Annotated in this window: 22 protein-coding genes; 15 read left to right on the top strand and 7 right to left on the bottom strand. The window is 72.0% G+C overall.

Annotated features, from left to right (window positions below; genetic code table 11):
• Nucleotides 1–5: 5 nt before the first annotated feature.
• The gene (locus IF78_RS0115800) at nt 6–1,193 is read left to right on the top strand and encodes an MAB_1171c family putative transporter (RefSeq protein ID WP_051827941.1); all 1,188 of its coding nucleotides are present in this window, start codon (nt 6–8) and stop codon (nt 1,191–1,193) included.
• A gap of 59 nt (nt 1,194–1,252) precedes the next feature.
• A complete protein-coding gene (locus IF78_RS0115795) occupies nt 1,253–2,596 on the top strand; it encodes an NAD(P)/FAD-dependent oxidoreductase (RefSeq protein WP_037640607.1) in 1,344 nt (447 codons plus the stop codon).
• A 99-nt stretch (nt 2,597–2,695) separates the two neighbouring features.
• On the opposite strand, the gene IF78_RS0115790 is transcribed toward IF78_RS0115795, so the two are convergent.
• The 3 genes from IF78_RS0115790 to IF78_RS45045 all read right to left on the bottom strand — a co-directional run bounded on the left by IF78_RS0115790 (nt 2,696) and on the right by IF78_RS45045 (nt 4,917).
• On the bottom strand, nt 2,696–3,547 hold the full coding sequence (locus tag IF78_RS0115790; protein WP_031476145.1) for an SMP-30/gluconolactonase/LRE family protein: 852 nt from the start codon (nt 3,545–3,547) through the stop codon (nt 2,696–2,698).
• The gene (locus IF78_RS0115785) at nt 3,544–4,317 is read right to left on the bottom strand and encodes an IclR family transcriptional regulator (protein ID WP_031476144.1); all 774 of its coding nucleotides are present in this window, start codon (nt 4,315–4,317) and stop codon (nt 3,544–3,546) included. Before IF78_RS0115785 ends, IF78_RS0115790 begins: the two co-directional genes overlap by 4 nt.
• A 123-nt stretch (nt 4,318–4,440) precedes the next feature.
• Nucleotides 4,441–4,917 carry a hypothetical protein gene (locus IF78_RS45045; protein WP_051827910.1) on the bottom strand — a complete coding sequence of 159 codons (477 nt, stop codon included), beginning with the start codon at nt 4,915–4,917 and terminating at the stop codon, nt 4,441–4,443.
• 189 nt (nt 4,918–5,106) lie between these two features.
• Between IF78_RS45045 and IF78_RS0115775 the strand changes: the two genes are divergently transcribed.
• Nucleotides 5,107–5,721, top strand: coding sequence for a DUF2269 domain-containing protein (locus IF78_RS0115775; RefSeq protein ID WP_234439696.1), 615 nt, complete (start codon nt 5,107–5,109; stop codon nt 5,719–5,721).
• Between the two features lie 5 nt (nt 5,722–5,726).
• Here IF78_RS0115775 and IF78_RS0115770 read toward each other — a convergent pair whose 3' ends face one another.
• From IF78_RS0115770 to IF78_RS48885, 3 genes are read right to left on the bottom strand one after another with little or no spacing between them, the layout of a single operon-like run.
• A complete protein-coding gene (locus tag IF78_RS0115770; protein ID WP_031476139.1) occupies nt 5,727–5,990 on the bottom strand; it encodes a hypothetical protein in 264 nt (87 codons plus the stop codon).
• A 56-nt stretch (nt 5,991–6,046) separates the two neighbouring features.
• Nucleotides 6,047–7,294 (bottom strand): PucR-like N-terminal domain-containing protein, encoded by a 1,248-nt coding sequence (locus IF78_RS0115765; protein WP_031476137.1) that lies wholly within the window; start codon nt 7,292–7,294, stop codon nt 6,047–6,049.
• 2 nt (nt 7,295–7,296) lie between these two features.
• Nucleotides 7,297–7,449 (bottom strand): hypothetical protein, encoded by a 153-nt coding sequence (locus IF78_RS48885; RefSeq protein ID WP_167348315.1) that lies wholly within the window; start codon nt 7,447–7,449, stop codon nt 7,297–7,299.
• Nucleotides 7,450–7,662: 213 nt separating this feature from the next.
• Here IF78_RS48885 and pgfA point away from each other — a divergent pair, with 213 nt between their 5' ends.
• From pgfA to IF78_RS0115705, 11 genes are all read left to right on the top strand, one after another.
• A complete protein-coding gene (gene pgfA, locus IF78_RS0115755; protein WP_031476135.1) occupies nt 7,663–8,649 on the top strand; it encodes a cell envelope lipid trafficking protein PgfA in 987 nt (328 codons plus the stop codon).
• A gap of 225 nt (nt 8,650–8,874) precedes the next feature.
• Complete coding sequence (locus IF78_RS0115750) at nt 8,875–10,071, top strand: glycosyltransferase family 4 protein (RefSeq protein ID WP_031476133.1); 1,197 nt, start codon at nt 8,875–8,877, stop codon at nt 10,069–10,071.
• A 136-nt stretch (nt 10,072–10,207) separates the two neighbouring features.
• Nucleotides 10,208–10,885 (top strand): class I SAM-dependent methyltransferase, encoded by a 678-nt coding sequence (locus IF78_RS0115745; RefSeq protein WP_031476131.1) that lies wholly within the window; start codon nt 10,208–10,210, stop codon nt 10,883–10,885.
• Nucleotides 10,882–15,186 carry an alpha-(1->3)-arabinofuranosyltransferase domain-containing protein gene (locus IF78_RS0115740; RefSeq protein ID WP_078662464.1) on the top strand — a complete coding sequence of 1,435 codons (4,305 nt, stop codon included), beginning with the start codon at nt 10,882–10,884 and terminating at the stop codon, nt 15,184–15,186. The genes IF78_RS0115745 and IF78_RS0115740 overlap by 4 nt, the downstream gene beginning before the upstream one ends.
• Nucleotides 15,183–16,649, top strand: coding sequence for a condensation protein (locus tag IF78_RS0115735; protein ID WP_031476127.1), 1,467 nt, complete (start codon nt 15,183–15,185; stop codon nt 16,647–16,649). Before IF78_RS0115740 ends, IF78_RS0115735 begins: the two co-directional genes overlap by 4 nt.
• Nucleotides 16,646–17,386, top strand: coding sequence for a class I SAM-dependent methyltransferase (locus IF78_RS0115730; RefSeq protein WP_031476125.1), 741 nt, complete (start codon nt 16,646–16,648; stop codon nt 17,384–17,386). Before IF78_RS0115735 ends, IF78_RS0115730 begins: the two co-directional genes overlap by 4 nt.
• A 23-nt stretch (nt 17,387–17,409) precedes the next feature.
• Nucleotides 17,410–18,333 carry a hypothetical protein gene (locus IF78_RS0115725; protein WP_037640556.1) on the top strand — a complete coding sequence of 308 codons (924 nt, stop codon included), beginning with the start codon at nt 17,410–17,412 and terminating at the stop codon, nt 18,331–18,333.
• Entirely contained in the window at nt 18,330–18,539 is a 210-nt protein-coding gene (locus tag IF78_RS0115720; protein ID WP_031476121.1) for a Trm112 family protein, read from the top strand. Before IF78_RS0115725 ends, IF78_RS0115720 begins: the two co-directional genes overlap by 4 nt.
• On the top strand, nt 18,536–19,339 hold the full coding sequence (locus tag IF78_RS0115715) for an FkbM family methyltransferase (RefSeq protein WP_031476119.1): 804 nt from the start codon (nt 18,536–18,538) through the stop codon (nt 19,337–19,339). The genes IF78_RS0115720 and IF78_RS0115715 overlap by 4 nt, the downstream gene beginning before the upstream one ends.
• Nucleotides 19,305–19,904, top strand: a complete 600-nt coding sequence (locus IF78_RS0115710; RefSeq protein WP_031476117.1) for a hypothetical protein — start codon at nt 19,305–19,307, stop codon at nt 19,902–19,904. Before IF78_RS0115715 ends, IF78_RS0115710 begins: the two co-directional genes overlap by 35 nt.
• 60 nt (nt 19,905–19,964) lie before the next feature.
• Nucleotides 19,965–20,225 carry a hypothetical protein gene (locus IF78_RS0115705; protein WP_031476115.1) on the top strand — a complete coding sequence of 87 codons (261 nt, stop codon included), beginning with the start codon at nt 19,965–19,967 and terminating at the stop codon, nt 20,223–20,225.
• A 12-nt stretch (nt 20,226–20,237) separates the two neighbouring features.
• Here the strand turns inward: IF78_RS0115705 and IF78_RS0115700 are convergent, their stop codons facing one another.
• Nucleotides 20,238–21,116, bottom strand: coding sequence for an ATP-grasp domain-containing protein (locus tag IF78_RS0115700; RefSeq protein ID WP_031476113.1), 879 nt, complete (start codon nt 21,114–21,116; stop codon nt 20,238–20,240).
• A 152-nt stretch (nt 21,117–21,268) separates the two neighbouring features.
• On the opposite strand from IF78_RS0115700, the gene IF78_RS0115695 reads away from it, so the two are divergent.
• Nucleotides 21,269–22,339, top strand: coding sequence for a MerR family transcriptional regulator (locus tag IF78_RS0115695; protein ID WP_031476112.1), 1,071 nt, complete (start codon nt 21,269–21,271; stop codon nt 22,337–22,339).
• The last annotated feature ends 16 nt before the right edge of the window (nt 22,340–22,355 follow it).

The raw sequence follows: 22,355 nt of genomic DNA, 5'->3' as shown, positions 1-22,355 counted from the left end.
GCGACATGTACATCTCGTTCTGGATCCCGACCGTCATCCTGACCGCCGCCCTGGCGATCAAGCTGCCGAGCATCCTCAAGATGTGGCGGGACCCGCTGCTGCGTGCCGTCGGCGGGCTGCTGCTGTTCGCCTGCGCCGTGTTCGTCTTCGCGGCGCCGAACACCATCGCCTGGACCAACCGTGTCACCGGCGTGCCGAACATCTCGGCGCCCTGGGTGTACTCCCTGATCACCGCGCTCTGCGCGTCCTGGCTGCTGCTGATCATCGCCTGGCGCAACGGTCTCTCCGACGGCTCGACCGCGACGCGCCGCGCGACCCGCTGGGTCGTCTCCGTGTACGCGGGCGTGGTCGCCGCCCTGTGGACGCTCTTCGCGCTCGCCGACGCCCCCGTGGAACGGTTGCGGGACCTCGACACGTACTACGCCACCACGCCCTTCATGCGCGAGATGATCCTGCTCTACCTCCTCGCGCACACAGTGGCCTGCACCATCACGGCCCGGCTGATCTGGAACTGGATCCGCACCGACGGCCTCGACGCCTGGCTGCGCTGGGGCCTGCGGTTCCTGGGCGTGGGCTACGCGACGAACCTGCTCTTCGACGCGTCCAAGCTCACCGCCGTCGTCGCCCGGTGGCTGGGTCACGACCTGGACTGGCTCAGCACCGACCTGGCGCCGTCGGCCGCCTGCGTCTCCGCATCGCTGGTCGCGGTGGGCTTCATCATCCCGCACGCCGGCCAGTACCTGCACGAGCGCTGGCGGATCCGGCTGCGCCGCCTGCGGCTGCGGCCCCTGTATCTGCTGCTGCGGTCCGTCACCGGCGGCCGCGAGCCCCTCGCCCTGCGCGGCACCGGCGAACTGCGCCTGATCCGCCGTGAGACGTTCATCCGCGACGGGCTGCTCCAGGTGTCCCGGCACCTCGACGAGGACCTGCGCGGCCGGTCGTACACCGCGGCCCTGGCCCTCGGTTTCGAGCCCGCCCGGGCGGAGGCCCTCGCCGCGGCCGTGACGATCCTGGACGCCGTCGAGACCAGGAAGCGGTCCCCCGAGACCGAGAGCACCGCCTCCCCGTCCGGCCCGGACACCGCGTATCTGCTGCGGGAGATCCAGGCCGTGTCCCGAGTCCTCCGCCGCCCCGACGACATCAAGGCGGTACGCGCCCGCGCGGCCGCCCTGGCAGAGAGTGCTCGCGCATGACTGAACACCACACCCCCGAGGCCACCAGAGCCGTCGTCCTCGGGGGTTCCCACACCGGCATGCTCGCGGCCCGCGCACTGACCGAGTTCGTGGACCGGGTCGTCGTCGTGGAACGCGACGCCCTGCCCGAGGGGGCCGCGCCCCGCAAGTGCCTGCCGCAGGCTCGGCACGCGCACATGCTGTGGTCGGGCGGGGCGCGGGCCGTCGCGGAACTGCTGCCCGGGATCGACGAGGCGCTGCGGGCCGCCGGGGCGCACCGGCTGCCGGTCACGACGGACATCGTCGCCCTGTCGCGGCGGGGCTGGTTCCGGCGCTGGCCCGAGTCGCACCATGTGATCCTGGCCGGGCGGGACCTGCTGGACGCGACGATCCGCGCGCAGGTCCTCGCCGACGAGCGGGTCGAACTCGTCGAGCGGGCCGAGGCGGTCGGCCTGGCCGGTACGGACGCCGCGGTGACCGGCGTACGGATCCGCACGCACGACGGCGCCGAACGCACCCTGGAGGCCGGCCTGGTCGTGGACGCCACCGGCCGCGGCTCCGGGGCGCCCCGCTGGCTGTCCGCCCTCGGGCTGCCCGCGCCGGAGCGGCGCGAGGTCGACTCGGGCCTGGCGTACTCCAGCCGGCTCTTCCTCGCCCCCGAGCCGGCCCGGGAGGGCTTCCCGGTCATCAACGTCCAGCCCGATCCGCGCGACGGCAAGCCCGGCCGGGCCGGGTTCCTGCTGCCCATCGAGGACGGCCGGTGGATCGTCACCCTCTCCGGCACCCGCGGCGGCGAACCGTCCGCCGACGCCGAGGACTTCGTACGGTTCGCCCGGGAGGAACTGCGGCACCCGCTGATCGGCGAGCTGCTGGCGAACGCCGAGCCGCTGTCCGACGTGTCGGTCACCCGGGCCACGGTCAACCGCCGGTACTTCTACGAGCGGATGCCGGTGTGGCCACGGAACTTCGTCGTCCTCGGCGACGCGCTCGCCGCGTTCAACCCGGTGTACGGGCACGGGCTCGCCGTGGCCGCCCAAAGCGCTCTGCTCCTACGGAACGTGATAGGGCGTCAGGGATGGGCGGCACCGGGAACGGCGCGCGCGGTCCAGCGGGCGGTGGCCCGGCCGGTCGGCGCGGCCTGGGACATGGCCATCGGGCAGGACGTGTTCTACCCCGGCGTCACGGAGAACGGGCCCACGCTCAGGGAACGGCTCGTGGCGGCGTACGTCGACCGGCTGATGTACACGGCCACCGGCAACGGCCGCATCGCCCGAAGGGTGACGGATGTGACGTCCCTGGAGCGGGGCGCGGAGGTGCTGCTGACCCCGTCGGTACTGCTGGCGGCGTTGGCCGGCCCACTCAAACCGGCGTTGAGCGGGCCGCCGTTGACGGCGGAGGAGCTGAAGGCGGCGGGGTTGCGGTAGCCCACGGCCGAGGTCTCCGCGCCACGGGGACGTCAGCGGGCGGGGAGTGCAGGCAGCGGGCTGGCGGTTGCCCACGACGAGCCCCCCGCCCCGGGAACGTCAGCCGGCGAACGCCGGTTGTGGCAGGCCCTTCCCCGCCCCCGGCACGACGAACACCGAGCCCGACAGCGGGGGCGGTGAGGCCAGTCCCACTCGGGCCGTCGTGATGTACAGGTCGGTCAGGTCGGGACCGGCGAACGCGCAGGCGGTGACCCTGGGCACCGGCAGTGGGATCACCCGGTCCAGCTCGCCGGCCGGCGTGTAGCGGCGTACGGCCGCGCCCTCCCAGAGGGCCACCCAGACGCAGCCCTCGGCGTCGACCGTGAGCCCGTCGGGGAACCCGGCGCCGTCCTCGATCGTGACGAACGGCCGCCTGTTCACGACCCGCCCGCCCTCGTGGTCGAAGACGTCGACCCGGCGCGTCGGCGAGTCGATGTAGTACATGAGCCGCCCGTCCGGGCTCCAGCCCGTGCCGTTGCTCACCGCCACGTCGTCGAGGATCACCTCGGCCGAGCCGTCACCGGTGAGCCGGGACAGGGTGCCGCCGCCCGGCGCCTCGTCGTAGCGCATCGTGCCGGCCCACAGGGAGCCGTCGGGAGCGACGGCGGCGTCGTTGGCGCGGCGGCCCGGGACGGGCTCGTGGCGCAGCCAGCGGAAGCCGTCGTCGGCGTCCAGCAGTCCTACGCCGTCCCTGAGGTTCAGCACGAGGCCACCGCCGACGCGCGGCTTGACGGCGCCGACGTGCTGCGGGGTCGTACGGACGGTGCGACGCCCGGAGACGGGATCGTAGCTGTGGACCCGCGACCCCAGGATGTCGATCCACAGCAGCCGCCCGGTCGCCGCGTCCCAGGTCGGCCCCTCACCGAGCTCGGCCTCGGCCCGCACGGCGACCTCGTACTGCTGCGCCGTCATGCCACGCTCCGGTGTCCGAGCCGCTCCGACAGCTCGGCGGCACCCTTGGCGGCGAGCTGCTCCAGCTCGACGCGGCGCTCGTCGCTCCAGCGGATCATGGGCACGGAGATGGAGAGGGCGGCCACGACCTGCCCGGTACGGTCCCGCACGGGCGCGGCCACGCAGGACACGTCCGGGTTGGACTCCCGCCTCTCGACGGCGATCCCCCGCTCCCGAATCCCGGCAAGGGCCTCGCGCAGGGCGCCGGGGTCGGTGATGCTGTTGGGTGTCATGGCGACGAGCTCGGCATTGTCGGGGACACGTGCGGTGAGCTCCTGCTCGGGAAGGGAGGCCAGCAGCATCTTGCCGACGGAGGTGCAGTGCGCGGGCAGCCGGCGTCCGGCGGCGGAGACCATCCGCACCGCGTGCGTCGAGTCGACCTTGGCGATGTAGATGACGTCGGTGCCCTCGAGAATGGCCACGTGCACGGTCTCGTCGCAGGTCTCGGCGACGGACCGGGCGACCTGCTGCCCCTCGGCCGCGAGGTCGAGCTGCTCGGCGTACCGGCTGCCGAGCTGGTAAGGCCGCACCCCGAGCCGGTAGCGTCCCGGCTGACCCGGTACCTGGACGATGTACGACCGGGCGGCGAGCGTGGTCACCAGCTCGTGGACGGTGGTGCGCGGCAGCTGGAGCTTGCGCACGATGTCGGGGGCGGAGAGTGTGCCGTCCCCGTCGAGGAAGAGCTCGAGAATGTCGAGAGCTCGGGTCACGGCTGGTACGAGGCGTCCCACGTCCGGCCCCCTCCCTTGGATGTCAGAGGCTGCGTTCGAGATTTCAACAGCCGATCGGAATAACGAACACAGGCTACTCAAATGACGTTTCCCGCGGCAATGGCCCTGCGCGGACCATTGCCCTCAGCTGCTCGGTTTCCCCGTGCGGACGAACGTCACGTCGAAGTCCGTCGTCCACTTCTCGCCGTCGGGTGACTGCTCCCAGCGGCCCTCGATCGTGGTGCCATCGGGGCTGACGGTGGCCGTGAGGCGCTGGTGGAAGCCGGGGGCCGCTCGCCACTGGCGCCAGGTGCGGTCGGTCATGCTGCCCTGGTAGACGCGGGACACGCCGCGGCCGTCGGCGTAGAGGACGGTGTACTGCTCGGTGGTGTCGTCGTAGCCGGTCAGGGAGACGGTGGGGAAGGGGGCGTGGGTGGCCCACACGCCGGGGAGGGCGGTCTCGGGGCCGACGTCCGCGCGCTGGACGAGGAAGGCGCCGCTCTCCGCCCAGGCGAACTCCGTCCGGAAGGGGCCGGCGCTGCGGCCGGCGGCCCACATGTCCCACTCCCCCACCAGGATGTCCAGCTGCCGCAGGGCGGGGTGGGGTGTCGGTTGCCGCATCGGGGTCTCCTCTGCTCGAAGTGGGCGGCTGTGCTCCTACTCCGTTGATGACCGAGTTCCACGTCCGAAGTCATCGCCGCGAGGTGCCGCCGGAGCAGCCGGAGCGGCGCCGCGTACGCCGACGTAAGTACACGGGGTTACTCCCGCTGTCAGACGTCCTCGCCGGCCTTGCCCGGCACGGTGTTGTCCATGTCTTCCACGCCGTCCGCGCCTGCCGCGCCTGCCACGACTTCCGCCGCTTCCACGTCGTCCGCCGCCGCCAGGAAGCTGAGCCGTCCCGCCCGCCGGGCCTTCCTCGTCGTCCATGTCGTCGCCTCCGCGTGCTGGCTCGGGCTCACGCTCGGGCTGCTCGCGCTCGCGGTCACCGCGGGCACGACCGGAGCCGCGGTGACCGTGGAGGCGTCCGTACGGGCCATGAAGCTGTTCGCCGACTGGCTCCTGCTGCCCGTCGCGTTCCTCACGCTGGTCAGCGGGCTCGTGCTGTCCCTCGGTACGCAGTGGGGGCTGGCCCGGCACCGCTGGGTCTACATCAAGTTCTGGATCACCCTCGCCACGATCACCGCCACCACCTTCGCCCTGCGCCCCGGCCTGGGCACCACGGTCGCCGCCGTCGCCGCGGGCGGGCCGGTACCCGACCCCGGTGACCTGCTGATGGGGCCGATCGTGTCGCTGTCCGCGTACGTCTTCATGACGGTGATCTCGATCCTCAAGCCCTGGGGACTGACGCGCCGGGGCCGACGCCTGCGCGCGGCGTCCACGCGCCGGCCGGTCCACACGGGCGGACCGGCCCGCCGGAACGCCTGACCGGATCAGAGATACTGACCGTCGTCCGCGCCCTTCACCGACTCCGGCCACACCTTCACCGCCACCACATGGGCGAAGTTGACCAACGCGAAGCCGTTCTCGGCCTCGTCCGGAGCGATCAGTTCGAAGCGCAGGATGCGGCCCTCGTCGAAGGCCTCGTTCAGGGCCACGACCGCCGAGTCCAGGGTCGCGAAGTCGGCGGTCCGGACGGTCAGCGGTTCCCCTTTGACGGGCTGGAGCCAGAGGTGCAACTCCGGGTTCTCGGGCATACGACCACGATGCGCGCCCCGGCCGTCACACACAAGTACCCCTCGCCTACCGGCGCCTATCGGGGCGTCTCTCCCAGCACCCCCCTCAACCGCTGCGCCCGCAACACCAGTTCCAACTCGAACCGCCGGTCCGGGTCGTCCATCTCGTCGCCCCACAGCTCCCGGATCTGGCGCAGCCGATAGCGGACCGTCTGGGGATGCACGCCCAGGCGGGCCGCCACCTCCGGTGCCCCGCCCCTGATCTCCAGCCACGCCAGTAACGTCTCCGCGAGCCGCCGCCCGTGGGTGGGACCGCAGTGCTCCAGCGGTGCCAGGCACCGCACCGCCAGGTCGTCGATCAGTTCCTCCGGCTGCAGGAGCACCAGCGCCTCGGTGTGCTCGGTGCAGTAGAGGACGTCTCCGGCCGGCAGCAGCTTGCGCTCCATCAGGCGGACGGCCGCCTCGGCCCAGCGCAGCGACTTCGCCGCGTCGGCGAGCGGGACCGGAGGGCCGATCGCGCCCGACCAGCCGGTCAGGGCCCGGTGGAGCAGTTCGGGGCGGCCGGCGGCGTCCGGTTCGGGGACGACCATGCGCGGCTGCTCGTACTCCATGTCGAGCAGCACCCCCTGCCCCACGGCCGGCGCCACCGCCTCCCGCGCCGGCCGTAGCAGTACGCCGACGGCCACCTTCTCGGGCAGCGGCCACCCGATCCGTGCCGCCCGCTCGCTCAGCGCGTCGGCCGGATCGCCGCGATGATGCTCGGCCAGCAGCAGCTCCATCAGGCGGCGTTGGAGGCGTAACCGCTCGCCCGCCTGGCGCGCCGCGGCCTCCGCGTAGCCGCGCACCGACTGGTCGACGAGGCCGTCCAGATACTCGTAACCCGCGTCCACCAGCTCGTACATGGCGGGCGGCGGGATGTCGACGCGCTGGCCGATCTCGGCGAAACGGCGCCAGGCCAGCCGTACGCCCATCCGGTAGATCGCCTGGAGGGAGTCGAGGGAGCGACCGTGCAGGCCTTCGCCACGGCCGAACTCCTGGAAGACGCCCGGCGGTACCGTCGGGCGGCCCTCCGACGTCTCCAGGTGCTGGACGAAGACCTCGATCGCGCGCCGGATGCCGACCAGGGCCATCGGCTCGCCCGACTCGTCGAGGACGACGGGCAGATGCGGGTACTCGCGCTGGATCTCGCTGAGGATCTCCTCGGCGAGGGCGGGGGCGTCCGCCATGGCCAGCTCGGCGAAACGGCGGACCTGGAAGCGGGGTACGTCACGCCAGGCTGAGCGGGTGGGCGCGGCCGGGGAGGTCGTGGAGCGGGTGGCGGCCACGGTCAACTCCCCTGGCCCGCTTGCTCGTACGTGATCAACGGGGTGTTGGGCTGGTCGGGCGTCGCTTCGAGCAGCGCGACGACGCCGAGCGCGGCGCCCACCGCGAGGACGGCGGCGAGCGCGACCGTCAGCGCGGCGGCGAGGAGTCTGGACATCGCAGGGTCAGCCTCTCTGCATCCGGAGGTCGTCCCCACCCCGGTGGTGCCAGCCTGTTCCGAAACCCCTGCCTGTCGGGTTCAGTCTCGACAAGCCGGGACAGCCCGTCAAGACATTGACACTTCGTCAAGGGAACGCCTACGGTTCCCGGCCCAAGAACGGCCAGGCATCGACCGTGCATCGACCATGCGTCAAACCCTCAGGAGTGCCGGATGCGCCGTACAGCCTCACCTCTCTCGTTGATCCTGCTGGGCATCGGCACGTTTCTGCTGGTACTGGCGCCCATGCTGGCGTGGTACGTGACCCCGCGTGCCGCCCTGAACCCCATCGACATCGACACCACCGCCGTTTACAAGGGCACCGGAAGTGTCTTCGACACCGACAAGATCGAAACGGTGCCGGACCAGACGATCACCGTCACCCAGCGGGTGCGCGGCAATGTGGCGGAAAGTGAGCGCAGCGGCGACGCCGTCTGGGACGTGATCACCACCGTCGACACCGACAAGTCGCTGCCGGCCGCCGACCCGCACGACGCGCTGGACTTCACCCCGCACCGCTGGGTGATGGACCGGAAGACCACCAGGCCCGTGCACTGCTGCGGCGAGGAGCCGTACATCGAGGGCGAGGCCTATCTGAAGTTCCCGTTCGACGTGCAGAAACGCTCCTACCAGTGGTGGGACAACACCGGCGGGACCACGGTCACCATGCGCTACGACGGCACCGAGAAGATCCAGGGCTACACCGGCTACCGCTTCACCGCGACGGTCGCGCCCCGCAAGGTCGGCACCCGGCTCGTCCCCGGCAGCATCGTCGACCAGCCGGACCGGCCACAGGTGCTGGCCGAGGAGTGGTACTCCAACCACGGTTTCAAGCTGGTCGTGGACCAGCGCACGGGGCGCGTGATCTACGCCCAGACCGGTCCGCGCCGCACCCTGCGGGCGCCCGGCGGTGACCAGGACGCGGCGGTGCTGCTGGACAGCGAGAAGATCGCGTTCACCACGGCCACGCAGAAGGAGGCCGTGCGGCAGGCGGAACGGGACAGCGGGCTGCTGCGCATGGTGGGAGAGACACTGCCGATCGGGACTGCTGGGGCAGGATTCCTGCTTGCGGCGGTCGGTGCCGTTTTGGTGGTACGCGGGCGAAAGCGTCCGGAATCCGCCGGTACGGTCGAGATGCCCCAGCCCTCGCTCACAATGTGACGTGACGTCAGCTCTAATAAAGCCGGAAATTGTCACGCCGGTGAGTAGCCCTGGCGAACGTCCGGGCGAAAACTGTCCAATCCCACCCGGACACAGCCTGTCCACACCCCACGCACAACGACCGTAAGCGACCAGGAAGCTCCAAATCCCCCCACGGGACGACAAACCCTCCCTCTCCCCCACCCCCACGCTGAGTTCCGCACCCTGAGACGAGTTGGAGCACCCATGCCCCAGCACGTGCCCTCCCCTCCCCCACTCTCGAATTCGCTCGAGCGGGGGGACCCCCACCGCGCCAGTCTCCCCTTGGCGCCGCAGCACCCTTCGGCGCTCCCCCCACATCCGCGCCGAATCGTTTTTCTCGCCCACCGTGACCTGGGCAACGAGGCCGCCGGCGGCTCCGAGCTGCTGGTCGACCGCCTCGCTGACGGGCTCACCCGGCTCGGCCACCAGGTCACCCTGCTGTGCGGGGGGCCTGCGGCGTACCGCGACTACCGGGTCGTGTCGGCGGGCGGTTCCTATGGCCACTACCTGCGCGCCAGATCCGCCTTCGCCCGTCAGGTCGGCGACTGCGATCTGCTGGTCGAGGTCTGCAACGGGATGCCGTACTTCGCGCCGCTGTGGCATCGCGGGCCGACCTTGTGCCTGGTCAACCATGTGCACACCGATCTGTGGAAGATGCGGTTCGGCGGAGCGTTGTCGCCTGCCGCTCGGCTTGGCCGAAGACTTGAGCACTGGGCGCTGACCGGTGTGCAGCGGCGCAGTCTGATGGTTGCCGTTTCTCCGTCGACCGCGCATGCGCTGCGGGCGATCGGGGTCGAGCGGGACCGTATTCGGGTCGTGCACAACGGGGTGGAGGAGCCGGGTCCGCTTGGTGACCGGTCTTCCGAGCCGTTGTTCGTGGCCGTCGGGCGGCTCGTCGAGTACAAGCGGATCGATCTGCTGCTGCGGTTGTGGGAGCGGGTGCGGCCCGTTACCGGGGGGCGGCTGATCATCGTGGGGGACGGGCCGGAGCGGTCGTCCCTTGAGCGTATTGCCGGGCCCGGTGTCGAGTTCGTCGGTCATGTGTCGGAGGCGGAGAAGCATCGGCTGTTGTGTGCGGCGTGGTTGTTGCTTCATCCCTCGGCGGTGGAGGGGTGGGGGTTGGTGGTCACCGAGGCTGCCACTCGGGAGACGCCGACGATTGCCTTTGATGTGCCGGGGCTTCGGGATTCCGTCGTGGACGGGGAGACCGGGGTGTTGGCGCAGGGTGAGTCTTCGTTTGCCGCCGCTTGGTGCACGCTGGCGTTGTCCGGGCATCGCCGTGAGCTGATGGGCAAGGCGGCTCGTGACCGGGCGGCGCGGTATCGCTGGGAGCGGACGGTTCGGCAGTTCATGGCCGTTGCCGGCGAGGCGGTGAGAGGTCGTGACGCCTATGCGCCGTAAGGGCCGGGTTGTCTCGCGAGTGCCGCTGGTTCGTGGCTTGTCGCGCAGTTCCCCGCGCCCCTTGAGGGAAACTGCAGAACCCCTCGTCTTCAAGGACCCCTCGTTTCGGCGCTCTCTCGCCCTCTTCCGGGCTTTCATGCGTGAGCAGGACGATCCCGACGGCTGTTACTCGCTGCTCGCTCGTGATGCCGCTGATCAGGTCGAGGCCTACGGCGGGGCCCTCTCCGGGCGGACCGTCGTGGACGTCGGCGGTGGCAGTGGGTACTTCACCGAGGAGTTTCGGCGGCGGGGGGCGTATGCGTACCTCTTCGAGCCGGACGTCGGCGAGCTCGGTGCGAAGCCTCCCGACGGAGCCGTCGTCGCCGACGGGTATCTGCTGCCCCTGCGCGACGGAGTCGCCGACGTCGCCTTCTCCTCCAATGTGCTCGAGCATGTCGCCGACCCGCAGACATTCATCAGTGAGCTGGCGCGGGTCACCCGGCCCGGTGGGCTGATCTATGTGTCGTTCACCAACTGGCTGTCCCCGTGGGGCGGTCATGAGTGGGCGCCCTGGCACTACTTCGGGGCCGAGCGGGCCCGTGCCCGTTATCGGCGCCGTACCGGACGGGACGCCAAGCACACCCTCGGCGAGAACCTGTTCGCCGTGCACATCGGCGCCACCCTGCGGCAGGTCCGTGCCCGTGACGACGTCGAGATCGTCTCGGCACGCTCCCGCTACTGGCCGTTCCTCGCCGAGACGGTCGTGAAGGCGCCCGGCATACGCGAGTTCGCCACCTGGAACCTCCTCCTCATCCTCAGGCGGTGCCCACCATGACGACGACCACGGTCCAGGCTCCTCCCCCGGCAGCCGTGCCCACCTCCGCGCCCGCCTCGGGGCCGCCGGAAGGTCCGCGCTCGCGGCGCTGGCTGCTGGGGTTCTGGGCCGTGGTGTTCGTGCTGTTGCTGGCGGTGCAGCCGGGGCGGCAGACCTTCGACACCAAGCTGGGTGTGACCGTCGATCCGGGGCAGTTCTTCGCCGATCTCGGCCAGTTGTGGCAGGACGAGGGCAGCTTCGGCGGGATCCAGAACCAGTACTCGGGCTATCTGTGGCCGATGCTGCCGTTCTACTGGCTGGCCGATGCCGTACGGCTGCCGGTGTGGCTCGCGGAGCGGTTGTGGCTGTCGCTGATCGTGTCGGTCGCCTTCTGGGGCGCGCTGCGACTGGCCGAGCGGCTGCGGGTGGGGAGTGGGGGGTCGCGGCTGGTGGCCGCGGTCGTCTACGCATTGTGGCCCGTCTTCACCGTCGTCGTCGGGTCCACGTCCGCCGCTGCGCTGCCGGGCGCGTTTCTGCCCTGGGTGCTGCTGCCGCTGACCGACGAGCGGTACGCGGCGCGGGTGGCCGCCCTGCGGTCGGCCCTGATCATCCCCTTCATGGGTGGTGTCAACGCCGCTTCGACGCTGGCCTCGCTGCTTCCCGTCGGGCTGTATCTGCTGTCCCGGCCGCCCGGGCCACGGCAGCGGAAGCTGATCGCGTGGTGGGTACCGGGGGTCGTTCTGGCGACCGGCTGGTGGGTGATACCGCTGCTGCTGCTCGGTACCTACGGCGAGAACTTCCTTCCGTACGTCGAGAACTCGCAGACCACCACCGAGACCATGGCGGCGACCGAAGCACTGCGCGGGGCCGGGAACTGGGTGGCCTATCTGCACTTCGGGGACGCCTGGCTGCCGGCCGGATGGACCGTCGCCGCGTCCGCCGTCGTGATCGTCTGCTCGGCGCTCGCCGCCGGGCTGGGGCTCGCGGGTCTCGCGCGGCGGGACATGCCGGAGCGGCGGTGGCTGGTACTGACCGTGGTGACGGTCGCGCTGATCCTGCTCGCCGGGTACGGCGGGGCGTTCGGCGCGCCCTTCCACGGGATCGTGCAGGACTGGCTGGACGGCGGGCTGGTTCCCTTCCGGAACATCTACAAGTTCCAGACCGGGCTCGCCCTGGCGCTGGTGCTGGGGCTCGCCCATCTGGTGGGCGTGGCGGCCGAGGTGCGCGGGGCGCGGCCGGTGCGGGGGCGGCGGTTCGCTCCGCTGATCGCGGCCCTGCTGGTGCTGCCGGGACTGATGTGGCCGTATCTCAACGGCTCGATCCTCAACCCCGGGTCCTTCAAGGAGATCCCCAAGTACTGGCAGGCCACGGCCGACTGGATGGAGAAGTACTCCCCGGACGCCCGCACCCTCGTCGTGCCCGCGACCGCGCACGGCATCTACACCTGGGGCTCGACCATCGACCAGCCCCTCGACGTCGTGGCCGACTCGCGCTGGGCGCAGCGGGATTACGTCCCCTTCGGCACCCCCGGCAACCGGCGCGCCATGGACGCCGTCGAGCAGGCGCTGGTCAGCGGTGGCCAAGTGCCGGGACTGGCCGACTACTTGAGCCGGGCCGGCATCTACTACGTCGTCGTCCGCAACGATCTCGACCCCGATCAGATCGGCCAGGTCCCCACGACGACCGTGAAGCGGACCCTGGAACAGTCCGGGTACGAGCGGGTGACGGGCCTCGGGCCGGTCATGACCGCCGGGACGATCGCCCCGGACACCCCGCTGCAGGTGGAGGGGCTGTATCCGCGGCAGCGGGCGGTGGAGATCTACAAGCCGGCGAGCCAGGACGTGGCGCGCCCGCACCAGGCCGGGCTGCAGCCGGTCGCCGACACGGCCGTCGTCTCCGGCGGCCCGGAGGCGCTGCTTCCGCTGGCGTCCGAACTGCGGGGCCGGGCAAGCGTGCTGACCGGCGACAACCATCCCGGGCTTGGCTCGCCGCCGGTGCAGGTGGTCGGTGACGGGCTGCGCCGCGCGGACACCCGGTTCGGGCTGGTCAACGCCAACACGTCGTACACGTACACCGAGAGTGAGCGCAATGCGCCCGACGCCGCACAGGACGCGGGCGAGAAGCCGCACCAGATCCTGCCGACCACCGGCCTCGACCACCAGACGGTGGCCGAGCTGCGCGGCGCGCGGTCGGTGACGGCGTCGTCGTACGGCAGCTGGCTCTTCCATCTCCCGCAGTTCGACCCGGTGAACGCCTTCGACGGCAACCCGGACACCGCGTGGACCGAGGGCGCGGAGGGTTCGCCGGACGGGGAGTGGCTGCGCATCGCGTTCGCGGGCGGCTCGTACGACATGCCGTCGTCGTTCAAGGTCGCGCCGCTGCCGCAGGAGGGCGTGCGGGAGGCGCCGACGCGGGTGCGGGTGGAGACGGAGAAGGGGTCGGTGAGCTCCTTCCTCCGTCCCGACGGCTCGGCGCAGACGGTCAAGGCGCCCGCGGGCGAGACCGGTTGGATGAAGCTGACGATCACGGACTCCGTGTCCCGGCGGGCCGGGCTGACCGGGGCCGGCTTCTCCGAGATCGATCTGCCGGACGTGCAGGTGACCCGGCTGCTGCGGCTGCCCACGGACGCCAAGGGCTCCGGTGCGGGCGCCGAGATCGTCTCCCTGTCCCGTACGGCCGACCCCACCGGGCTGTCCCCGACGGGCACGGAGGCCGGCCTGCACCGGCGCTTCACGACGTCCACGGCGGGGACGTACGAGATACGGGCGAACGCGGTGCCGGTGCCCGGCGAGGAGCTGGACGAGCTGCTGTACAAGGTGGCGCCGGAGCAGCGGAACCAGATCGTCGCCACCGCCGACTCCACGGCACGGCTGGGGGCGGGCCTGTCGCCGCGCAACCTCACCGACGGCGACCTGACCACGGCGTGGATCGCCGGCGACCGGCCCACCGTCCACCTGCGCTGGCCCGGAAAGCAGGCGGTGGGAGAGGTCGTGCTGGCGCCGGCCGGCGGCCTGTCCACCCGTCCGTCCGAGGTCCACATCAGCTCGCCGGACGGCGCGGCGATCGCGGGCGTCGACGAGAACGGCGTGGTCCGCTTCCCGCCGATCACCACCGACCGCCTGGACATCACGATCACCAAGACGGCGCCCCTGACCCTCTACAACCCGATGGTGGGCGAGGACCTGCAACTGCCCGTGGGCCTGACCGAGGCGTACATCCCGGCCCTCGACCAGTACCGGACCCCGCAGCCGAGGGAGACCAGGCCGTTCTCGCTGCCGTGCGGCGAGGGGCCTGTGGTGTCGGTGGACGGGGAGCTGTACGAGACGAGCGTGCGGGGGACCGTACGGGATCTCATGGAACGCCGACGGGTCGACGTGACGCTCTGTCAGCGCGGGCGTGCCGACGCCGAGTTGCAGCTCACCGCCGGTGACCATCAGGTCGAGGCCGGGGACGCCGGGCCCCTCGCGCTCACCGACGTGACGCTGACGCGCGGCACGGTCGCCGACGCCTCGGCGGCCACGCGTGAGCTGGGGATACGGGACTGGCTCGGCGACCGGCGCGCGGTGACCGTCGGGTCGGGGGCGGCGAGCTACCTGACGACGTACGAGAACTTCAACGACGGCTGGCGCGCCACGCTGAACGGCGAGGAACTGACGCCGGTACGGCTGGACGGCTGGCAGCAGGGCTGGCGGATCCCGGCGGGCGCCGGTGGCACGGTCCAGCTCTCCTACGAGCCGGCGGTGACGTACGAGGGCGGGCTGATCGGCAGTGCGGTCGCTCTCGTGCTGCTGGCCGGGCTGGTGCTGTGGCGCCGGCGGGCCCCGAACCCCGACGAGCCGCAGGCCGCTCCGCCGCTGCCGGGGCTGTGGCTGGGCACGGTGGCCGTGACGGTGGTGGGGGTGCTCATCGCCGGGTGGTTCGCGCTGCTGGTGCCGGTGCTGGCGCTGGTGGCCTGGCGCAGGCATGCGCTGCTGGTGCCGGTCGCGTTCGTGGCGCTGGCGGGGGCGGGGGTTGTCGCGGCGGTGGGGGCCGGGGAGCCGGTGGGGGCGGAACAGGGCGCATTCGGTCCTGTGGCTCAACTGCTGGCTCTGATCGGGCTGTTCGCGGGCGTGGTGGGTGTGCGGGAGCGAGAGGAGGCGGTCGGTGTGCCCGCTTCGGAAGCGTCGGCGCCGCCGCTGCCGCAGCGGGAGCGGGGGCGCAGTCCCCTGGGGACCGGGCCCGATCCGGCGGGGATCCCCCGACCCGACGCGGGACCGACCGTCTCCGCACGCGGCCCCGGCGGGCCGCAACCCAGCGACACGGGGAAGGGCGAAGCCACATGACCGCACTGCAGCAGCCCGCACGCGCCGACGGCCCGCTCCGGCCGCCGGTCCGGATCCCGTTTCCCGTCGTGGACGAGGTCGCCCGGCACTGCCTCCAGGAGGAGGAGCCGGAGACGGTGCACATCGAGGTCCATCTGCCGGGGCGGCTGGATGCGGGGCGACTGCGTACGGCCTTCGCCGAGGCGTTGCGGCGGCATCCGCGGATCCTCATGCGGGAGGCGCCGGGGCGGTGGTACCGGCGCCGGTACGAGTGGGAGCTGACGGCGGAGCCGGATGTGGAGGTGGTGACCTTTCCGGCGCCGGGGAGGGATGCGTTGCGGGATGCGCGGACTCGGGCGCTGACCGAGGCGCCGCCGTTGTCTTTGTCGCCGCCGATCCGGTTGGAGGTTGTGGAGGGGGCGGGGGCTGTTGAAGGGAGCGAGGCGTCGGATGCGGTTGGTGGTGTCCGTTCCGGTAGTGGGGGTTCGCGTGGAGGGGATTCGCTTGCCCGCGCCGGCGGGGTGCCGCTCTCTGTGGGCCGGGAGCCAGCTCAGCAGCACGACTGCCCGCAGCTACGGCCGTCACGCGGCACCGTTCTCTTTCTCACCATCAACCACACCGCCCTCGACGGCCCCGCCTGCCTGCGTGTCCTGGCCACCGCCGCCGAGCTCTACGGCGGCAAGGACAACTCACCCGCAACCGCGCCCATTCGCACGACGGAGACCCAACCACAACCTGAAGCGATCCCCTCCAACTGGTCACCCCCCGCGCGGGTAGCGCCCGGCACCCCCGAGCCCTCCCCCGGCAACGGCATGCTCGTCACCGAACTCCCCCTCCCCCACCGCCCCAAGGGCTCCCCCTACACGGTCAACGACCAGCTCATGGTCACCACCGCCCTGACCATCGCCCACTGGAACCGAGAACACGGCGCCCACCCCCGACCCCTCCGCATCACCATGCCCGTGGACGACCGCCCCCGGGACGCCACCATGCCCATCGGCAACGGCACCAGGCTGGTCGAAGTCCCGTTCAGCCCCGAGGAGTTGAAGCGGGCCGAGGACGACATGCCGGGCCTGCTGGGCCGCACGGCACTGCGGACCCGCGCCCTCAAGTCCCTTCCCCGCCCCCAGCTCGGTCACGGCGCCTCCCTCCTCACCGCCCCCTGGGCCCCCGTCGCCGTCCGCGCCGCCCTCACCCGGGGCCTGCGCAGAGCCGTCGCGCCCTGGACCTCGACCACGCTGCTCAGCAACATCGGCCGTATCCCGTACCCCTTGGACTTCGGCGAGGACGCCGGTCGCGCCCACGCCGTGTGGTTCTCGGCGCCCGCCCGGATGCCGCGCGGTCTGACCGTCACCACCGCCTCCACGGCGGGTCGGCTGCACCTCGCCCTGCGCTGGTCGAGGGCCCTGCTCAGCCACGGTGACGGCGCCCATCTCAGGGACCTGTTCGAGCACTACCTGCACACCACGGAGGTGACCCCGTGACGACCTCCCCTGCGACGACCGTGAAACCCCCCGAACTGCGCGACTTCTACGAGAACCCCGCCGTGCCCGTCGCATCCGGCACCCCCCGCAGCCGCCGCCAGGCCCGCATGCTGGCCGACGCTCTCGGGCCCGCCTCACCACCACGGACGATCCTCGACATAGGGTGCGGCGACGGAACCGCGGCCGCCACCGCCGCCCCCTTCCTCCCCGGCCACCGCATCGTCGGCATCGACTGGTCCCAGGACGCCCTGCGCCGGGCCCGCACCCGGATCCCGTACGCCGTCCGCGGTGAACTCACCGGCGGCGGGCTGCCCTTCAGGACCGCTTCCTCCGACGCCGTGCTGTTCAGCGAGGTGATCGAGCACCTCGTCGACCCGGATGCCGCGCTGGACGAGATCCGCCGAGTGCTGCGACCCGGCGGGCATCTGATGCTCTCCACGCCCAACCTGGCCGCCTGGTACAACCGCGGCCTGCTGCTGGCCGGGGTGCAGCCGGTGTTCTCGGAGGTCAGCCTGCGGGGGATCCACGGGCGGCCGGGGCGGGAGGTGGTGGGGCATCTGCGGCTCTACACCGCCCGCGCGCTGCGGGAGTTCGTGGCCGCGTCGGGCTTCGAGGTCGTACGACTCGCCGGCGCGCCCTTCCACGGCGTACCGCGCGCCCTGCGCCCACTCGACCGGCTGGCCTGTGCCAGGCCCTCGCTCGCGTCGATCCTGCTGCTGCACGCCCGGCGGACGTAGGGGGCGTGACCATGTGGTGGGGAGTGGCCGCTGCCCTGATGGCGAACACCCTGTACAGCCTCGGTTTCGTGCTGGAGAAGCGGGCGCTCACCTCACTTCCGCAGGTGAGCATCCGGCAACCCGCCCGGCTGCTGCGGCTGGTGATCGGCAGCCCGCTGTGGATCGGCGGCTCGCTCTCCCTCGCCGCCGGGTTCGGGGCCCAGCTCGTCGTCTACCGCACCCTGCCGATCGCCGCCGCGCAGGGCATCTTCGTCTCCGGGCTCGTCCTGCTCGTGCTGCTGTCGGCGCGGCTGCTGGGCGAGGAGACCAGCGGGCGGGAGCGGTACGCGCTCGGCGCGATCCTCGCCGCGCTGCTGATGGTCGTGCTGTCGCTGCGGGAAGGACCCGATGGAGGGGAGACGGTGGGCCAGGCCGCGCCGTATCCGCTGATCCTGCTGGTGTGCGTGCCGTCGCTGGCGGCGGGCGTGTGGCTGTACAACTCCGCCGAGCGCAGGACCCGGCACCGGCACCGGCTGCCGACGACCGGCGTCGAGTACGGCGTGGCGGTGGGGCTGCTGTACGGGGTGAGCTCGCTGGCGATCAAGGGGGTGTCGAGCCATCTGACGACGAGCGGGATCGGCGGCGCGGTGCTGGACCTGCTGCGCTCCCCGTACCCGTATCTCCTGCTCTTCACCGGCGCGTTCGGGCTGGTCATGTCGCAGGCGGCGCTGCAACGCTGCCGGGCCTCGCTGATCGTGCCGGTGTGCACGACGGTGACCTGCGTCTACACGGCCGTGCTCGGCACGCTGTCGTTCGGCGAGGCGCTGCCCGAGGACCCGCTGCGGCTGGCGCTGCGGGTCGCGGGTACGGCGCTCGCCATCGCCGTACTGCTGTCGATGCCGCGGCACGACCCGCCGGCACGCTCCCCGCAACCCCCCATAGGTGGCAAGGAGTTGACACCACCATGAAGCCCGACGACCCACTGCTGCAGATCCTGGCGTGCCCGCTCGACAAGGGGCCCCTGCACCTCGTCGCACCGGACGACGCGCTGTACAACCCACGCCTGCACCGCCGCTACCCCATCGTCGACGGCATCCCGCAGCTGCTGCCGGCCTCCGGGGAGCAGGTCTCCGACGACGAACACGAGGAACTCCTCAAACGGATGACTCCATGACTGTGACCGCGAGCATCGCCCCGCTGCTGCCCACCCGCCTGGTCGCCGCCGTCGCCCGGGCCGTGTACCCGCGCTTCGAGCCGGAGCTGGCCCGGCTGGCCGAGCTGTGTCCCGCCGAGTGCGGGACGGCCGTGGACGTCGGCGGCTGGTACGGCCCGTGGACGCGGCGGCTGTCGCGGCGGGCCCGCCGGGTGGTGACCGTGGAACCGGTCCCCCATCTGGCGCGGCTGCTGTCGGCGACGGCCCCGCCCAACGTCCGGGTCGTACAGGCCGCAGCGGCCGAGCGCCCCGGCGCGGCCCGGCTCTGGCTGCCGCCGCACGACGCGGGCGACCGGGGGGTGTCCTCCCTGGTACGCCGGGACATCCACGCGACCGCGGTGCCGGTCAGCTGTGTCACCCTCGACGAACTCGGCCTCAAGGACGTCGGGTTCGTCAAGGTCGACGTGGACGGCAGCGAGCTGGCGGTGCTGCGCGGCGCGACCGGCATCCTGGCCCGCGACCGGCCCGCCCTGTTCATCGAACTGGAGTCCCGTATCCAGCCGATCGGCCCGGTGGTGACGTATCTGTCGCTGCTCGGCTACGAGGGCTGGGTCCTGCCCGGCCGTGACTGGGTGCCCCTGTCCCGCTTCCCGCTGGCGGCCCACCAGGCCGAGGCCTGCCATGTCGTCACCCGGGGGCTGCTGCGTCGTGTGCTGCCGTTCCGGGGTCCGCGGTACGTCAACTCGGTTCTCTTCCTGCCCGACGGCCGCCGCCCGATCGGCGACCATGGAGCGCATGCCCTCCGCAAAGCGCCCCGCTAGCCCGTTCACCGCACTGGACTTCCAGCTGGTGCTGCTGCGCCGCATGTCCGACCACAACCCGGACCTGGTGGAGGACGCCCGCCGTGAACTGGGCGTCTCCCTCGCCGACATGCGCGACGCGAACAAGCGGTGGCAGGCGATGATCCGCTCCCCGCGAGCACGGGCGGCCACCTCGCGCTACCGCTCCGTCCTGGGCGCGCCCGAGTCCGTCATCACCCGCAAGATCGGCGACCTGGACTGCGAGGCCTGGCTGTGGCCACTCCCCCTCTGGCCCGACCTGCGCTTCGAGGTACTGCTCGCCCCGAACGGCGCGGTGTGGAACGAGTGGCTGGTCCGCGCGCCGGGAGCGCCGGGCCCGACCCTGCGCACCCTCGCCGACCTCACCCCCTGGTCGTGCACGGTCGACGAGGCGGCCCGCGCCTTCGCTCCCGCCCGGCCGCTGGAGGGGACGGCTCCGACGCGGTGGGGGCTGGCGTTCACGGCGCCGGACGGGGAGGGCGTGCGGCGGGAGGTGGTGGCCGAGTTCACGTGGGGGTTGCTGCAGCGGGTGGCGGTCAGCGGCTGAACCACGCGCCTGGGCACCGCGCCGCATGCTCAGTGGCACCCGTGTGCGATCGTTCGGCCCATGAGTAGCGACTACGACCGCATCCGCACCGGCATCGAGTTCATGACCGCCTACGTGTCCGGGAACGAGCTTCTGGCGGCGTACGTGGCAGAGCGCCGCCGCGAGGACCCATCGGCGGCCGAGGCGCTGATGGACGGCACCGCGGCCCTGTGCGCACTGCTGCTCCGCAAGATCGCCCGGGAGACCGGGAAGCCCGAGCACGAGATTCTGCAGGAGCTGGCCCGCGGCACCCACCGGCACGAGCAGCAGTTCGGCGACTGACCCGGAGCCGCGCTACGCCGCCGCCTGAAGGATCGCGTCCCTGACCGCCGGCACCGAATCCGGATGCAGCGACAGGAACAGGTTCGGCTCGACGAGCTCCAGCTCCATCACCCGCGGCTCCCCGTCCGGCCCGTCCTCCCCGTCGACGAGGTCCACGCGCGCGTACAGCAGCTCGGAAGCCACCGGTACGGCGGCCAACGCGCGTTCGGCGACGGCGAGTTCGGCCGGGGTCGGGGTCCAGGGCTCCAGCCCGGGATGGGCGACCTTGCGCTCGTCGTACGGCGTCCCGGGGGTGAGCACGGCCCCCTTGCGGCTGGCGTGCAGCAGGCGCCCACCGTAGAACTGCAGGGCCCGCTCCCCGCTGACGTCGATGCCCTTCACATACGGCTGCACCATCGCGGTGAACCCCTCGGAGTACATCCGCGCGAGCTGCCGTACGGCCGTGTCGTGCTCGTCGGGCGTGTAGCGGGCGGCGAAACGGGCGCCCGCGCCAGAGGTGGGCTTGACGACGTACTCGGTGTCGCCCGGGAGCTCGGGGATGTCGCCGGGGGCGAAGTACCGGGTGGGCACGACCGGCACCCCGGCCTCGGCGAGATCGCCGAGGTAGCGCTTGTCGGCGTTCCAGCGCACCACCTCGACCGGGTTGGCGAGCCGCGTGGCCTTGCCGCACCGCTCCGCCCACGCCAGGAACTCCGCGGCACGCCAGCTGTAGTCCCAGGTGGAGCGGATCACGGCGAGGTCGTACCCACCCCAGTCGACGTCCTCGTCGTCCCAGTACACGACCTCGGCCTCGGCCCCGGCTTCCGCCAGCGCCCGCACCAGCACGGGCAGGTCGCGGTCGACGCTGACCTCGGGGCCGGGGCGGCAGGTGACGAGGGCTGTGCGGGGCACGGCGGGCTCCTCCCGGATCGGACGGTTGTGCGATGCGCAGGCTAGCAACCGCGTCGGGAACCGGGACAGGCCGCTTGACCTTCACCTTCGGTGAAGCCGCAGCATCGGTGCGAGGAACCGGAAGGGATCGCGATGAGCAGGAGGGGATCGCGATGAGCAGGGACATGCTGACGATCGGGGCCTTCGCCAAGGCCTGCCGCCTGTCACCGAAGGCACTGCGGCTGTACGACGAGCTGGACCTGCTGAGGCCCAGCCGGGTCGACCCGGACACCGGGTACCGGTACTACGCCGTCGAGCAGCTGGAGCAGGCCCGGCTGGTGGCGTGGCTACGGCGGCTGGGGATGCCGCTGGCCCGTATCCGTCAGGTGTGCGCACTGCGGCCGGCCGACGCCGCCCATGAGATCCGTGCCTATTGGGCGCAGGTCGAGGCGGAGACGGCCGCGCGGCGCGATCTCGCCGAGTTCCTCGTCCGACACATGTCCGGCACACCGAGGAAGGACACCACCATGCTGGAACTCCGCTACTCCGCCCACTCCGACCGGGGCCTGGTCCGCCCCGCCAACCAGGACACCGCCTACGCCGGCGCCCGGCTTCTCGCGGTGGCCGACGGGTGCGGTCCCGCGGGCGCGCCGGCGAGCAGCGCGGCGGTGGAGGCGCTGCGCTTCCTGGACACGGACGAGCTCCCGGCGGGCAACGTCCTGAACCTGCTGGAGGACGCGGTACAGGGCGCGACGGAGGCGGTCCGGGACGCGGCGAACGGCGCCGAGGAGGACACCGGCACGACACTGACGGCGCTGCTGTGGACGGGCTCCCGCCTGGCCTTGGTCCACATCGGCGACTCCCGCGCCTATCTGCTGCGCGACGGCGCCCTGTTCCGCATCACCGACGACCACACGGTGGTGCAGGCGATGATCGACGAGGGCCGCCTGACCCCGGAGGAGGCCACGACCCACCCCCAGCGCATGCTGCTCCTCAAGGCCCTCTCCCCGACCGCCCCCGCGACCCCGGACCTCCGTCTCCAGGACGCCGAACCCGGCGACCGCTACCTGCTGTGCTCCGACGGCCTCTCCCGCGTCGTCCCCGACGCCGCCATCCGCCACCTCCTCAACTCCGCCCCGGCCCCGGACGCCGCCGTCCACGCCCTGATCGCCGCGGCGAACGAGGCCGGCGGTCCGGACAACGTCAGCTGTGTGGTGGCGGACGTGGTGGAGGCGGCAGCCTGACGTCAGCGGCGGCCGC

Origin of the sequence: Streptomyces bicolor, assembly GCF_000719285.1 — a bacterium.
Lineage (GTDB): Bacteria > Actinomycetota > Actinomycetes > Streptomycetales > Streptomycetaceae > Streptomyces > Streptomyces bicolor.
The sequence above is the reverse complement of the archived record's forward strand: the minus strand, read 5'-3'. Positions and strand labels throughout refer to the sequence as shown.